The organism is Desulfoluna sp. CYM3A (genome assembly GCF_056829965.1).
The window spans coordinates 3,180,561-3,193,882 of record NZ_CP186556.1; the positions used below are offsets into that span (position 1 = coordinate 3,180,561).

The window sequence follows — 13,322 nt, forward strand, 5'->3', positions numbered from 1 at the left end:
CGCTGCAAGGAATCCTAAAAGGTGAAGTTGGCACCCAGGGCAACGGTGGTGGTGGCGTTTTCGGTCTTTATCTCAAGGCCGGTGTTCTGGTCGGTAATGGTCTCATCATCCCAGATGGTCCTGGCGATGGCCGCGTTGACCTCCACCGTTTTGGTAATCTGCCAGGAGACGCCCCCGCACACCTGCCAGTTGTCCGAGTACAGCGCCTCGTTGCCAGACCCGATCTGGCCGAATAATACCGTGGATACCGTTCCAGAGGAAATCAGGTATAACGAGTCCGATGCTGGTGGCAAGGCCCTCGGTCCACTGGATGGTCCCTGTTGATGCCGCAGGACTGGGTGTCACCGGCCATATCGGAGATATCCCTGCCCTGGGCGTCTGTTCCCAGTCCGCATCTTCCTGGAACCAGTAGCTGTAGTTGGCTTCCAGATAAAATGGTTTCAGGATATCCCAACCGACACCAACCCCCAGCATGGGCAGGAAAATCCCGGGGGTTCTCCACGCCATCCACATACAGGCCGAGGTTGTCCTGTTTGACATCGGCCTCAAAATCCAGCTCCACCTTGGACTGGTATTGCACCCCGATGTTCAACCGGTCCGTAAGGTTGAGGTTGAGCCCCAGGATATACCCAGCGCCCTCGGCGCTCTCCTCGACGTCCACCTTGTTGTCGCTGAACCCACCGGCAGCGATAACACCATTGAACAAGGGGTTGGCTGATTCAACGGCATCTATGATACCGCATCGATATAGCGCCCCCCCAGGGCCACCGATACCATGTCGTTGAGCTTGTAGGTCCCGCCCAGGGTAAAGGTGAGGTGCATGGATTCCGCCTCAAGGCTCTCGTTGGAGGTGGAAAGGGTCGCAAACACATCATTGCCCGTAAGCCCCTCCCACCGAGGAAGTCAGCCACCCCTTTGGAGATATTCCCGGGAATCAGCACATTGGTGGTATAGGACCCGGTGGGGTAATCGACCACAGCACATCCGGGGATATAAAACCCGCCCCAGAGCGCCCAGTTGTCTCTGTTGTACGCCGCATAGATATTGGGAAGAAACGGATCGTCCCCGTCCTGCTCGAAGCTTTTCTCCCCCCATGCCCGCGTTATAGGAGTGCTCCGGCTCTCGGCGCATGCTCTGGTTGCCAATGTTGATGGCCACGCCGTCGGCCAGCTCCGTGATGCCGCCGGGGTTGTAGACCACGATATCCGCCCTGTCCGTTGCGGCGTTCCTATTGGCGGTCCGCATCCACTCCACACTCATGTTGGACAGGTTGTCGATGTTGGCCAGAAGATCCGTGGAGACAAGACAGACTGCCACCAGCACTGCACTGAAGAGAACCGATCGTTTCATACCACCCTCCCTGGTCGTGAAGATGGTTCGCCGCCCATGGAAACAAGAGGGCCTGGAGGCAGGTGGCCGCGGAACGGCCCAGCCGGCAAGGCCCTTTCAATCACTCGCCTGGGTCATGGAAAGCAAAGCCATCTCATGATGAATGTCGCTTCGTCCAATACGCTGACGCCCATGCAACGGGTTTGGTATGCAGGCCACGGGCGACACCCGGGCCTGACCAAACAGGTTTTGGCTGCCAAACAAGCATTTCCTTCACAATCACTGTTTACCAACACTCAAAACAGACGTTAGCCTCGGCGACCAATGTTTGTCAACCATTAACTGACCGGTCAGTGCATGCCCTCCCTTCCGCCCTTGAGAACTAAACTGACCAGTCAGTTTTTCATTGACACCCAAAAATCCTTTTTCCTATAGTGGTTCCAGAGCACTTCGTTTTCCATGTATTTACCGAAAATTAAGCCAAGCACAGTCTTTGGAGGGGGGACATCCCGTAAACGCCGCAGGAACCAGGCCATGGAGAGCCCTGCATGGGGCCGTACGCAAACGCCCACAGCGTGACGCGCTCCCCAGAAAGGCCCGTTCCCGGAGCAGGCATTGGCAAAAATCAAGGAACGACGAGGCAGAGACCACCATGACAAAACCCGGATATGCCATCAGCCAGTACCACGACACCGGTAAAATCTACCCGAGCGGGCCGCGGCCTGAGTATCAGCCAGCCCATCCGGACCCTTCGCAAGGACGCCCTGGAGGGATACCTGGCATACTTCGAGGAAAAATGCCCGACCTCCAAACGCATGACGGAAGACGCGGCCAAAGTTATCCCCGGAGGGGTCCAGCACAACCTCGCCTTCAACTACCCCTTCCCCCTGGCCTTTACCAAAGCCTCAGGGGCACACCTCCAGGACGTGGACGGCAACACCTACATCGACTTTCTCCAGGCAGGAGGCCCCACGGTGCTGGGGAGCAACCCCGAACCCGTCAGGGCCAGGGTACTCGACCTGCTTAACACCTGCGGGCCTTGTACCGGCCTGTTCCACGAATATGAAATGAAGCTGGCCCGGTTCATCTGTGACCGGTTCAGCGGGGTGGAGATGTTCCGCATGCTGGGGAGCGGCACCGAAGCGTGCATGGCAGCCGTAAGGGTGGCACGGGTGGCCACGAAGAAAAAAAACATCATCAAGCTCGGCGGGGCGTATCACGGATGGAGCGACCAGCTCTCCTACGGCAACCGCATCCCGGGGATCCGGTTCCTGGAGTCCCACGGCATCCCTATGGCCTGCTTCAAATACACCCAGGAGGTTTTCCCCAACGACATCGAGGCCCTTGAAAAACAGCTCAAACGCAACAGGCTTCGGGGAGGAACCGCCGCGGTCTTTATGGAACCCATGGGTCCGGAGAGCGGCACACGGCCCCTGGACTTCGACTACAACGGCCAGGTCCGCGACCTCTGCACCGCCTACGGTGCCCTCCTTGTTTTTGATGAGGTGGTCACGGCCTTTCGCATCGGCGTCGACGGGGCCCAGGGATATTTCGGGGTCACACCCGACCTCACCATCTTCGGCAAGGTGGTGGCCGGGGGGTACCCGTCTGCGGGAGGCATCGGCGGCAAGGCCGACTACATGGCCTGCCTGGCCGGAGGGCTCGGCGGAAAGAAATCGAAGAAGGCCCATGTGGGGGGAACCATGGCGGCCAACCCCTTAAGCGCCGCCGCCGGCTACCACACGGTGAAGATGATTGAAGAGACCAACGCCTGTGAAACGGCAGGAAAGGCAGGGGACCGGCTTACCCTGGGGCTCCAGAAGCTCATCGAGACATACGGGCTCCCCTTTGTGGCCTACAACCAGGGCTCCATCTGTCACCTGGAAACCGTGGGCACCATGCTCTTTGACATCAACCTCTTCAGGCCATGGGAGATCCCCTCCAGGATCAAGGAGATCCACGCCCGCAAAGATGTCATGACCCACATGGGGGCCGCCTACATGGCCGAAGGCCTCGTCACCCTTGCCGGAAGCCGCCTCTATACGTCGGCTGCAGACACAGACGAGATCATCGACGACGCCCTGGCCCGGTTCGAGCGCGTGTTCAAAAACATCGAAGGGGTACCGGCATAAGCTCCAGGCACGTGCACCCAGCTTATGTCCGCTCTGCCACTACCAGAAAACAGGACAACGTCATGGAACTCAGCCAAGCCCGCGACATTGTGTACCAGGCAGGCCTCGACCTGGTGAAAGAGGGTCTCGTGGCCCGCACCTGGGGCAACATCAGCCTGCGCCTGGACGAACAAACCTTTGTGATCACCCCCAGCGGCAGGAGCTACGAGACCCTGGCCCCCGAGGAGATCGTTGCGGTGCACATCAACGACCTCACCCACCAGGGGGACGTGAAGCCCTCCTCCGAGAAAGGCATGCACGCCGAGGTCTACAGGCGGCGCCCGGAGATCAACGCCGTGGTCCACACCCACCAGCGCCACGCATCCACGGTGGCTGCCGCCCGAAAAGAGGTCACAGGGCTCTCCGAGGACCATGTCCGGCTCCTGGGCAAGAGCGTTCGCTGCGCCGCCTACGCCCTTCCCGGCACAAAAAAACTCATGAAAGCCGCCGGTCAGGCCCTTGAAGAGGGACGCCACGCGGCCCTTCTGGCCAACCACGGCGCCCTGTGTGTCGGAAGCACCATGGAGGCGGCCTTCCGGGTGGCCCTGGAGCTGGAAGGGGCCTGCGAATCGTTCATTGCCGAGGCCTTTGCCCGGCACTTCGGTACCCGGGCGTCCACCATGGAAGAGATGCATGCCTGTTACCTGACAACCGCCCCCTGAAAGGAGCGCCCCATGACCATGACGTCCGTCTCCCGAACCCTCTGTGAAAACGCCTTGGCCCTTCTTTCCGAAGGATTATGCACCGACACCTCCGGGTGCCTGAGCGCCCGGATAGGGCATCGCCTGGTGATCACCCCCGAGGACACAGGGCTCTCCGAATTGTCCCCGGACGGCCTTGCCGTGGTGGACCTTGCCACGGGCACCCCCCTTGCAGGCCCCAGGCCGGATCGCCGGTTCCCCCTGCATGGGGCCCTCTACAAAAAACGGAAGGACCTGGGCGTTCTTGTCCACGCCGATCCCCTGAGTATCCTCACCGCCTCCAAGGCAGGGCGCGAGGTGCCGCCCCTTCTGGACGACATGGCCCAGCTGGTGGGCGTTTCCGCAAAGGTTGCCCGATCCTGGCCATGCCGGGGCACCGCCCCGGTGGTGGCAGCCATGAAGGGACGAAATGCCGTGCTCCTCAAAAACAGCGGCGCCCTCTGCGGAGCCGGAATCTTTGACGATGCCCGTGCCGTGGCCCAGGTCCTGGAAAAGAACTGCAAGGCCGCCATCGAGGCCACCTTCTTAGGGGGCGGTATCCGGATCAACCGAGGAGAAGCCCTTCTCATGCGCACCGTCTACCGGCTCGCCTATGCAAAAAAACGCACACAACCCGTGCCTCGGGCAGACAGGGGGTAATACCCCAGGCTCGTCAATGCCCACGGCCACTCACCTATTCGCCGTTCAACAACCCGGTGGAGAGCATGGCATGGAGGGTGGCAACGGCCTTCTCCTCGGTGGCCTCGTAGAGATATCGAGCAGACGCGCCAGCACACGCTGTCGATGATCCCGGCAAGGGCCACGGCAGAAAGTTTCAGGTCGATCTCCTTGATATACCCCTTTTGCTGGCCCCGTTCGAGCATCTCTGCGATGAACTCGATAAACCGGGAACGGACCCGCTCGATCTCCACGAGGACCGCGTCGTCGATGCCGCTTGAGATTTCATTGAAAATGATGTGGGCCAGGTCGCTGTGCTGAAGGTAGAGCCGGACAATGGAGGTCACCAGGAGCTGAAAATGCTCGGGAAAGGGAAGATCGGACACCAGTTCGGACCGGATCTGCCTGACGATGCCTTCCATCCCTTCTGTGACAGTGGCGGCAAAGAGAAGGCTTTTGCTGGAAAAATTGTAATACAGCGTGCCTTTGGCCACATTGGCCATGACGGCGATCTCGTCCATGCGCGCCTGATGAAACCCCTTTTGCGAAAAAATGGTGGCTGCGGCCTCAAGTATCTGCTTGCGTTTGGTGCTGGTTTTCCCGGAATCCATGGTCCTCCGATTGATTTTTCCCGTTTTATCGTCCCTGGTTCAATGTATTGAAAAGTGTTCTGTTTTTTTTGTAGAGCCCTTTGAACACGTCAAACTGGCGGTCGTACATGGGCTTAAACTCGGTGCGGGGCTCGTAGGTTTTTGTCACCTGGATCAATGGCTTTGCCGCGGCAAAAGAGGGCATGATCCCCAACCCCACGGCACAAACCACGGCAGCGCCTGCCGCGCCGCTGTCCTGGGGGTGGGCCAGGGTCTCGATGCGTCGCCCCGTCACATCGCTCATGATCTGGCACCACACCCCGGAGCGGGCCCCGCCCCCCACGAAGCGGACCGCCTCCTGCCTTGGAATCCGCGCCTCCATGGCCTCCAGCATCCACCGTTTGTGAAAGGCAACCCCCTCAAGCACCGCCCGGATCATCTGACGCTTGCCCGTGTTCATGCCGATATTAAAAAAAATACCCCGGGCCCGAATGTCCTCCCTGGGCGCCCGATTTCCATGGAGCCAGGGTGTAAAAAGAAGGTCCCCCGCACCGGGCGGGGTCTCGTCCACGGCCTGGTTCATGAGGGGGTAAAGGGCTGCCGGGTCCACGTTTTCCGCATCCATGCCCTTCTCCTTGAGGTAGACGCCGATGGCATCCAGGGCCAGGTGGTCCCTCACCCACTGGAGGCAGGCGCCCGAGGTCTCCTGCTCTGCCACGTAACTGTAATACCCGGGGATCGCCCCTGAAATCGCCGCCATGAAGTGGGCGATATCCACATACCGTTTGCCCACGTTGGAAACCACCCAGCCGGAGGTTCCCACGTAGATATGGGTATCGTGAAGATCCAGGCACCCGGCCCCGATGGTCGTCAGTGTGACGTCCCCGCCCCCGCCGAACACAGGGGTGCCGGTACAAAGCCCCAGCTCCCGGGCCGCCCGCTCCGAAAGCCCCCCCACCACGTCCGTGGCCTCCACCACCCCGGGCAAATGGGCCATGTCCACGCCAAAGGTCCTGCAGAGGCCTTTATGCCAGCCTTCCCTGCCCTGCCGCGTGTCGTAGACAAAGGTAATGTGGGCGGAATCCCGGGTCATGGCGGCGTCATCGGAGGAGAAGGTAATCCTTGACGTCCAGCCACTTGTGGGCCTTTTCAAAGAGCTCGGGCTCGTGGTCTTTCACCCAATGGTACTTCCACAGCGGATCCTTGGCCGTGGCCGCGATGCCCCCTGTAATGCGCAGGGTGTTCAAGAGGGTCACGGCGTTGATGCCGCTGATGCGAAGCAGCCCCTTGTGCAGGTATCGGGCGATCTGTTCCGTGGCCCGGCCGTCCAGGTAGACCATGGGGTTGCGCAGGGCCTCGCCGTTTTTGTCCACCAGCACCGACCCTTGCATTTGACAGCAGAACGAGATGCCCCGAACCCCGGCTGGGGGCACACCGCTTTTGGCAAGGACCGCCTGCGTGGATCGGCACAGGGCCTCCCACCACTCGTCCACACGCTGCTCGGCCCCCCCGTCTTCGGTCACGTAGAGGGGATACTCGGCAACCTCGGAGCCCACCTGGGTCAGGGACTCACCAATACGGTACAGGCAGGTCTTGCAGCCTGTGGTTCCGACATCGAAGGCAAGGACATGGGTCACGGGATCCACACTCACTCCTTCACATGGTTGAGGTAGAAAAACGGGTAGCGTCACTGATTTTTAAAGAAAACATATCCGAGGAATTGCAATGGTGTCAACAGTATAACTGACCGGTCAGTACAATTTCAGGAACCATGGAGCCCACAAGAGAGACCAACCCATTCCCCCGTCATCCCGGAATGTTGCGTCAGCCCGCACATTGACACCCTGGGAAGGCACATGGTACATACCGTCCCGGACGCCACCCGTCACCCCAAGGAGATCCATGAGACGCACCGCCGCATTTTTCGACTTTGACCGCACCCTCATCGCCGCAGACAGCCAGCGCATGGAGGCCCTCTCCCTGCTTCGCCACCACTGCCCGGGGCCCCTTTACCCCTTTCGCCTGCTCAAAGTGGCTCTTGCCGAGCCCTTGTACAAGCGAAAGCTCATGGACCACGACCGCTTCAACCGCATCTATCTCGCCTCATACAAGGGCATTCCCATGTCCCGCCTCCGGGCCCACGCCAGACAGCTCTATGAAAAGCGCCTGAGCCCCTTGCTCTTTCCCGAGATGATGACCTGCATGGCGACCCACAGGAAGCAGGGGCACCTTGTCATTGTGGTCTCGGCCACCAGCGGGCACCTTCTGGCGCCCTTTGTGGACGACCATGCCCCCGACGCCTGGCTCGCCACCCCCATTGAAACCGACGGCAACGATCAATGCACCGGCCGCCCGGCGGCAAACGTCTGTGTCGGAGGGGAGAAGGCTCGGGCCATCGGCCAGCTGGCCCGGACCATGGGCATCGACCTGGCCGCATCCCACGCCTACTCCGACCACCACGCGGACCTGGCCTTCCTTGAGGCCGTGGGCCATCCCACGGCAGTGAACCCCACCCCGGACCTCAAGGCGACTGCCCTGGCACGGGGATGGGCCATCGCCCATCACACCCTCTCAACCTGACGAACATACGTCCCCGTGGCCTGGCTCAGCAGCAGACCATTTCGGTCCGGTTGCGCCCGGCGCCTTTGGCCCGGTAGAGGGCGTTGTCCGCGACTTTGTACATGCCGTCAATGTCTGTGGGGGTGTCGGAAACCACCAGGCCAAGGGAGACCGTCAGGACATCGTCGACCCCGCTGTGTGCATGCTCGATGGCCAGTGCGGCAATGGCCTGCCTCATGTTTTCCATAAAGGCCAGGGCTCGCTGCGAATCACGGGCCAGGAAAAGGATGCCAAACTCTTCCCCGCCCAGGCGAAAGCAGTAGTCCGTGCCCCGTTTGCACCGCTGGAGATTGCCCTGGTTCAGGGCCTCGTCCCCCATCTGATGGCCGTAATGGTCGTTGTACTGCTTGAAAAAATCGATATCCATGATGGCAAAAGCGAGGTATCGTCCGCTGCGGCGAAGCCGACTGATCTCAAGGGGAAAGGCCTCCGCAAATTTCCGCCGGTTGTACAAGCCGGTCAAAGGGTCGGTCACCGCCATCACCTTGACCCTGGACTGCTCCCGCCGCAAGGCCTCCTCAGCCGTCACCCTCACGGCAATCTCCTTTTTCAAAGCCCTGTTCAAGGCCGCCAGCCGCCTATTCCAATACAGGGCAAGGGCCAAAATCAAAGCCGCGCCTCCCAGGCACTTCCAGAGCAACCCGTAGTCAAAACCGTGCTCGTAGCGCAAGGGGAGCCAGCGTTGATAGATGGTGTCCCGCTCCGCCTCGGAAATGGACTCAATGGCTTTGGAGAGCAGTCCGGCAAACAGGGGCCAGTCCTTGCGGACCCCCATGCTGATCTCCAGGGTTCTGGGGACCGTGCCGGACACCTTGAGGTGGGTAAACCGCTCCTGCTTGATGGTGTAATTTGCCACGGCCAGGTTTCCCACGTAGGCGTGGGCCCTGCCTGTGGCCACGGCAGCCAGGGCCCGGGCCGTGCTGTCCGTTGCCAGGACCTTGATGTCCGGGTACTCGGCAGAAAGAATGGTGTGCTCGGAATAATTTTTGACCACGGCCACGGTCCTGCCTGAAAGGGCTGCCATGTCCTCCACGAAATCCACCTGTTCGCTGGTGATCACCACCAGGGGAAATGACAAAAAGGGCGCGGTGAGACGCATGGAGCCCTTGTGCCGGGGGATCGCACCGATGGCGGCGATCATATCCAGGCGATGCTCCCCCATGGCCTCCAGGGTATCTGTCCAGCTCATCCCGCGGGTGTAGATGCACCGGATTCCCAGGCGATCTTCCAGAACCCGGACATAATCGGCCACCATGCCTTTGTATCGGCCTTCCGGTCCGATGAACTCAAACGGAGGCCAGTTGTCGTCGATCCCCAGGCGCACCGTGGGATGGTCCGCCAGCCAGCGGCGCTCCTCGGCGGTAAGCTCAAAGCTGTTTTTCTTCGGGTAAAAGGAGTCCAGCAGGTAGGGTAGGTCGAACCGGTAAAGCAGGGCCTTGTTCAGGTACTTGGAGAAGCTTGCGAAATCGACATGTTCCCAGTCATCGGATAAAAAAGCCGCCACCTGCTCGACGTTGCCGCTGTCGATGGCGTGCATCCTGGTTTTGAAAACCGTGCTTTCCCGGGAAAAATCCCTGCGGTTAAGATAGTCGTGCATCAGGACAAGGGACCAGGCCCCTTCCAGGACATGGCCACCGACGCTCAAGGTAACACCACCGGACCGAATGCTCTCTACGGCTGAAAAGCTCCAGTCTATGCCCCCTGTGACCACCGTCCCATTGTCCAGCCCCAGCTCACGTACGGCATCCAGGGCGCCCAGGGCCATGTCGTCCCCTGCCGCCCACACGGTATTGATGTCCGGGTGGCTGCGCAGCCCTTCCATGACCGCGTCCCTTGCCCGGCCCCTGCTCCACCCCTTTCCGGCGCTGACAATGCCGTACAGCGTCACGTCGTCACGGTCAGCCACAACCGCCTTCATGCCGTCGACCCGGTCCGAGGACGATTTCTCTAAGGGGTTGCCTTCCACAGCCAGCATCCGGACATCGCTCCTGCCCGACCGCTTGGCCGCCCGGATCAACCCTTCGGCAAGGAGCGCCCCGGCCCGGGCATCATCCGGGGTCATGCTTCCGATCCAATGGGGATACTGTCTCCTGGGGACCAGCCGGGAATCGGAAAAACCGGTGTTGAAAAGAAATGCCGGTACCGCGTGGACCTGGGATATGGTCAGGATCTGGTGGCCGAGGTTTTCGTAATTCATGAAAAGAATGCCGTCGGTGCCCTTGGCGCACGCGGCCTCTACCTGAGACAGCATGATGTCCCCCCGGTTGTCGGCCGAATACACCTCCAGGTCCAGGGCCAGGTCATGGGCCGCCGCACGGGTCAACCTCACAAGGGACGCCCAGAACACCGTGTCGTCCCGGGGCACAAACAAAGACACCTGAAACGCCCCCGCCGGCAAGGCAAGGCACAGAACAAAGGCCCCCACCAGCATCACACGCTTCACACACCCACATACAGCCATGCACCACATACTCCGGCAATCGTTGCCGCTCCAGGGCCCCGGACGCGCAAATTCTACTGCGCAACGAAAAAAAGAAAACCAAAGGGCCTTCCCAGGGCCCTGCCCACCCCCAACTTTGTCTAAACGGGAAATCATTTATGTATCACACGCTGAGACATATGAATACACCCGAGTCACTCGCTCCGCGCCGGGCGGAACGGGTCAAACGCATTCGACGTTCAGCAACATGCAGACACAGGGATACACGGGAACACATCATAAGAGGAAGGGATCAAGGAAACGTTGGGAACGGAGGAATGATGGAGCGTTCGTCACCACTTCATCATGGGGACGGGATCCAGGGGGTGCCTGACGACCCATCTGGCCGCCCTGCGGGCAAGGTTCACATGAAATCCGGCATTGGGAAAATGGCCCCTCACCGCCCGGACATAGGCGTTATAAAGCCCGAAGCTGCACAGGCCCAGGGAGACGTCCACCAGATCGCCTTTGCGAAACAGCTCCACAAGGGGAAAGGCTTTGTTCCTGTACTCCCGAAGCTTGTGGTGCTCGGAGATCATGAGGGAAATCTCATGGGAGTGGGCAGAGAGGTTGCGGCCCTTCAGGCAGGCCAGGGCCGGGGGGATGGATGCGGGGATGTAGTCGAAGCTGCTGTCGATCCACAAGCCCATATCATGGAACACCCCTGCGATGCAGAGCTTTTCTCGATCCGCGTCGGAGCAGCGGGCAAGGCCGAAGCAGAAGTGAAGCATGCGGTAGACATGATTTCGGTATCCCGTGTACTCACCGGCAAGGGACGCCTTCCAAGGTACGAAGAGTTCTTCCACAAGGGGGATCGGGTCATGAATCGTCGGCATCCCTTCTCCGTTTTCACGTCGTTTCAGGGTATCATCAGGGCGATAAAATACACCACCAGGGACAGGTTCAGAAAGTTGAAGGCAAGGCCCGGCCTCTTGAGCACAAACAGGGTATGGGCAAAAAGCGGGGTCAGAAAGCCTGCATTGGTAAAGAGCAGGAGCAGCGCCCAATCCGAAAAGGGCGCCATGAAAATAAGGTGGTACAAGGAGAGATTATAGAGCATCACCCACATGAGGGTCACGAAGGCCAGGTCCGGATCCTTGAAGAGCTTCGTGATGGTGGGCTGATCGCTCTTTCTCAGCTCATCGGCGTGCTTGAGGTTCTGGATCATGGAATGGGGAATCTGCCACACCCCCACCACCAGAGCAGCGGAAAGCGCCCCGCGGTCCATGGGAGAGCCCCCGGCCACCATCCACCCGGCAAGAAGGGCGGCCATGCCGCACAGGGAACCGGGGAGCAGGGCCAGATGACTCTTCTTCTTTAGCGGGGTATACACCGCGTTGTAGAAAAAAAGTCCCACCAGGACCATGGCCCCGGGCCAGAGGCCGTCACCTGCGTCCACCACCAGCATGAGACCGAGGACGGCCATGAGACCCGCGCCCTTGAGCAGGGCAAGGACCCCGGCGGATTCCAGGGCCTCTTTGCGCCACCTTGTGCGAGGGATCTCCTGATCCTGGAGCCGATCCTGGATGTTATTCACCAGGGCACCGGCCATGGCCGTCATGGTCACCCCCACCCAGGCCATGGAAGCCTGCATGACCCCGCCGTCGGGGTGAAACAGGCAGCCAGCGGCGGCCGCCAGGCCAATGTGGGCCGAGAGAAAGGCTTTGGAGAGGAGAAAAAAGGAGAGCACCCTTCCCTTCGGAGCGATCCTGGGTGGGGGATTCGTATCTGCCACGGCCATCTCCATCTCTTGGTTGAAACCGCCGTGTCCCGTGCTTTCCGTTCGGTTGCACGTCCTGCGGTCACTCATCGTCGTCCTCCTCCTCAAGAAATGCTTCGTAGGCCTCCTTGGAAACAATGGTCAGTGTGCCGTCCATGGTGGAGTGGCCTGTTCCGCAGAACTCCGTGCAGTGAAACACGAACTCCCCTTCTTTGTCGGGGAAAAACCAGGCCCGCGTGTCCATCCCCTTGACGGCGTCCATCTTCACCCGGAATGAGGGCAGGTAAAAGCTGTGAAGCACATCTTCGGATGTCAGGGTGATCTTCACCGGAACATTGACGGGGACCACCAGCTCGTTTTCGGTCTCCTTGTCGTTGGGGTAGACAAAGATCCAGGAAAACATCTGGGCGTAGGCCTTGATCTCCAGGGCGCCGTCCGGGACATTCCGAAGCCCCGTATACGCCTGCCAGCCGGACACAAACATGGCAATGGCGATACCCGTTGGAATCACCGTCCAGGCAAGCTCCAGCCACACATTGCCCCGGATATCCGATGCGTAAGGGTTCCGGCTCCTTCGGTACCGGATCACGAACCAGATCATCACCACGGTAATGGCAAAAAGAAACAGGAAGGAAAACCCAATGATAAAATAGAAGGACCGGTCCACCAGAGCCACCGGGTTGTTGTCCATGGGCATAATGCACTCCTTGGGAAAAGGGGAAACCGTACCGGCTCAGTACTCACTATTCACTATCTGCTGCTCACTATTCACCACTCAGGGCATCCGAAACGCCACATCCCAGAAGGTAAAACCGATCATGATGGCCAGGAAAAAAATGGTGCTGAGAAACGAAGCCACCACCAGGCGCCCCTCCATGCCGATGTGCATGAAAAAAAGCAGCACCAGGGAGGCTTTGGTGGAGGCAATGGCAAGGGCAACCCAGACGTTCAAAGGGCCCAGGTCCACATACGAGGCCGCCACCGTGACCCCGGTCAAGACAATGAGCGCGGCCAGGACGCCCATCAACCGTCCGTAGGATGCAATGTGCATGGGTC

The 13,322-nt window shown here is 60.0% G+C and carries 16 protein-coding genes; 4 read left to right on the top strand and 12 right to left on the bottom strand.

Going from position 1 to position 13,322, the window contains the following annotated elements; genetic code table 11:
- Window positions 1–14: 14 nt before the first annotated feature.
- From ACOYW1_RS16200 to ACOYW1_RS16215, 4 genes are read right to left on the bottom strand one after another with little or no spacing between them, the layout of a single operon-like run.
- Complete coding sequence (locus tag ACOYW1_RS16200; protein ID WP_482423608.1) at window positions 15–293, bottom strand: hypothetical protein; 279 nt, start codon at window positions 291–293, stop codon at window positions 15–17.
- On the bottom strand, window positions 263–706 hold the full coding sequence (locus tag ACOYW1_RS16205; RefSeq protein WP_482423609.1) for a hypothetical protein: 444 nt from the start codon (window positions 704–706) through the stop codon (window positions 263–265). The genes ACOYW1_RS16200 and ACOYW1_RS16205 overlap by 31 nt, the downstream gene beginning before the upstream one ends.
- Window positions 707–729: 23 nt before the next feature.
- Complete coding sequence (locus tag ACOYW1_RS16210; protein WP_482423610.1) at window positions 730–870, bottom strand: hypothetical protein; 141 nt, start codon at window positions 868–870, stop codon at window positions 730–732.
- 33 nt (window positions 871–903) lie between these two features.
- Entirely contained in the window at window positions 904–1,350 is a 447-nt protein-coding gene (locus tag ACOYW1_RS16215; RefSeq protein WP_482423611.1) for a hypothetical protein, read from the bottom strand.
- A 647-nt stretch (window positions 1,351–1,997) separates the two neighbouring features.
- Here ACOYW1_RS16215 and ACOYW1_RS16220 point away from each other — a divergent pair.
- The 3 genes from ACOYW1_RS16220 (at window position 1,998) to ACOYW1_RS16230 (ending at window position 4,840) form a co-directional block, all read left to right on the top strand.
- Entirely contained in the window at window positions 1,998–3,461 is a 1,464-nt protein-coding gene (locus tag ACOYW1_RS16220) for an aspartate aminotransferase family protein (RefSeq protein ID WP_482423612.1), read from the top strand.
- 62 nt (window positions 3,462–3,523) lie between these two features.
- Window positions 3,524–4,162 (top strand): class II aldolase/adducin family protein, encoded by a 639-nt coding sequence (locus ACOYW1_RS16225; RefSeq protein WP_482423613.1) that lies wholly within the window; start codon window positions 3,524–3,526, stop codon window positions 4,160–4,162.
- A gap of 12 nt (window positions 4,163–4,174) precedes the next feature.
- Window positions 4,175–4,840 (top strand): class II aldolase/adducin family protein, encoded by a 666-nt coding sequence (locus ACOYW1_RS16230; protein ID WP_482423614.1) that lies wholly within the window; start codon window positions 4,175–4,177, stop codon window positions 4,838–4,840.
- On the opposite strand, the gene ACOYW1_RS16235 is transcribed toward ACOYW1_RS16230, so the two are convergent.
- From ACOYW1_RS16235 to ACOYW1_RS16245, 3 genes are read right to left on the bottom strand one after another with little or no spacing between them, the layout of a single operon-like run.
- Window positions 4,792–5,469 carry a TetR/AcrR family transcriptional regulator gene (locus tag ACOYW1_RS16235; RefSeq protein ID WP_482423615.1) on the bottom strand — a complete coding sequence of 226 codons (678 nt, stop codon included), beginning with the start codon at window positions 5,467–5,469 and terminating at the stop codon, window positions 4,792–4,794. The genes ACOYW1_RS16230 and ACOYW1_RS16235 overlap by 49 nt on opposite strands.
- A 25-nt stretch (window positions 5,470–5,494) precedes the next feature.
- Entirely contained in the window at window positions 5,495–6,541 is a 1,047-nt protein-coding gene (locus ACOYW1_RS16240; protein ID WP_482423616.1) for a xylulokinase, read from the bottom strand.
- 7 nt (window positions 6,542–6,548) lie between these two features.
- Window positions 6,549–7,094 carry an FGGY family carbohydrate kinase gene (locus ACOYW1_RS16245; RefSeq protein ID WP_482423617.1) on the bottom strand — a complete coding sequence of 182 codons (546 nt, stop codon included), beginning with the start codon at window positions 7,092–7,094 and terminating at the stop codon, window positions 6,549–6,551.
- Between the two features lie 256 nt (window positions 7,095–7,350).
- Between ACOYW1_RS16245 and ACOYW1_RS16250 the strand changes: the two genes are divergently transcribed.
- Window positions 7,351–8,028 (top strand): HAD family hydrolase, encoded by a 678-nt coding sequence (locus ACOYW1_RS16250; RefSeq protein ID WP_482423618.1) that lies wholly within the window; start codon window positions 7,351–7,353, stop codon window positions 8,026–8,028.
- 25 nt (window positions 8,029–8,053) lie between these two features.
- Here the strand turns inward: ACOYW1_RS16250 and ACOYW1_RS16255 are convergent, their stop codons facing one another.
- The 5 genes from ACOYW1_RS16255 to ACOYW1_RS16275 all read right to left on the bottom strand — a co-directional run bounded on the left by ACOYW1_RS16255 (window position 8,054) and on the right by ACOYW1_RS16275 (window position 13,317).
- Complete coding sequence (locus ACOYW1_RS16255) at window positions 8,054–10,528, bottom strand: diguanylate cyclase (protein ID WP_482423619.1); 2,475 nt, start codon at window positions 10,526–10,528, stop codon at window positions 8,054–8,056.
- Window positions 10,529–10,839: 311 nt separating this feature from the next.
- Window positions 10,840–11,382 carry a hypothetical protein gene (locus tag ACOYW1_RS16260; RefSeq protein WP_482423620.1) on the bottom strand — a complete coding sequence of 181 codons (543 nt, stop codon included), beginning with the start codon at window positions 11,380–11,382 and terminating at the stop codon, window positions 10,840–10,842.
- 23 nt (window positions 11,383–11,405) lie between these two features.
- Window positions 11,406–12,356 (bottom strand): UbiA family prenyltransferase, encoded by a 951-nt coding sequence (locus ACOYW1_RS16265; RefSeq protein ID WP_482423621.1) that lies wholly within the window; start codon window positions 12,354–12,356, stop codon window positions 11,406–11,408.
- Window positions 12,349–12,963, bottom strand: coding sequence for a cytochrome c oxidase subunit II (gene coxB, locus ACOYW1_RS16270; protein ID WP_482415654.1), 615 nt, complete (start codon window positions 12,961–12,963; stop codon window positions 12,349–12,351). The genes ACOYW1_RS16265 and coxB overlap by 8 nt, the downstream gene beginning before the upstream one ends.
- A gap of 78 nt (window positions 12,964–13,041) precedes the next feature.
- Complete coding sequence (locus ACOYW1_RS16275) at window positions 13,042–13,317, bottom strand: cytochrome C oxidase subunit IV family protein (RefSeq protein WP_482415653.1); 276 nt, start codon at window positions 13,315–13,317, stop codon at window positions 13,042–13,044.
- Window positions 13,318–13,322 lie beyond the last annotated feature (5 nt).

Coding starts and splice junctions, on each gene's coding strand:
- ACOYW1_RS16215 (WP_482423611.1), bottom strand. CDS start 1,350: ATGAAACGATCGGTTCTCTTCAGTGCAGTGCTGGTGGCAGTCTGTCTT.
- ACOYW1_RS16220 (WP_482423612.1), top strand. CDS start 1,998: ATGCCATCAGCCAGTACCACGACACCGGTAAAATCTACCCGAGCGGGC.
- ACOYW1_RS16225 (WP_482423613.1), top strand. CDS start 3,524: ATGGAACTCAGCCAAGCCCGCGACATTGTGTACCAGGCAGGCCTCGAC.
- ACOYW1_RS16230 (WP_482423614.1), top strand. CDS start 4,175: ATGACCATGACGTCCGTCTCCCGAACCCTCTGTGAAAACGCCTTGGCC.
- ACOYW1_RS16235 (WP_482423615.1), bottom strand. CDS start 5,469: ATGGATTCCGGGAAAACCAGCACCAAACGCAAGCAGATACTTGAGGCC.
- ACOYW1_RS16240 (WP_482423616.1), bottom strand. CDS start 6,541: ATGACCCGGGATTCCGCCCACATTACCTTTGTCTACGACACGCGGCAG.
- ACOYW1_RS16250 (WP_482423618.1), top strand. CDS start 7,351: ATGAGACGCACCGCCGCATTTTTCGACTTTGACCGCACCCTCATCGCC.
- ACOYW1_RS16255 (WP_482423619.1), bottom strand. CDS start 10,528: ATGGCTGTATGTGGGTGTGTGAAGCGTGTGATGCTGGTGGGGGCCTTT.
- ACOYW1_RS16260 (WP_482423620.1), bottom strand. CDS start 11,382: ATGCCGACGATTCATGACCCGATCCCCCTTGTGGAAGAACTCTTCGTA.
- ACOYW1_RS16265 (WP_482423621.1), bottom strand. CDS start 12,356: ATGAGTGACCGCAGGACGTGCAACCGAACGGAAAGCACGGGACACGGC.
- coxB (WP_482415654.1), bottom strand. CDS start 12,963: ATGCCCATGGACAACAACCCGGTGGCTCTGGTGGACCGGTCCTTCTAT.
- ACOYW1_RS16275 (WP_482415653.1), bottom strand. CDS start 13,317: ATGCACATTGCATCCTACGGACGGTTGATGGGCGTCCTGGCCGCGCTC.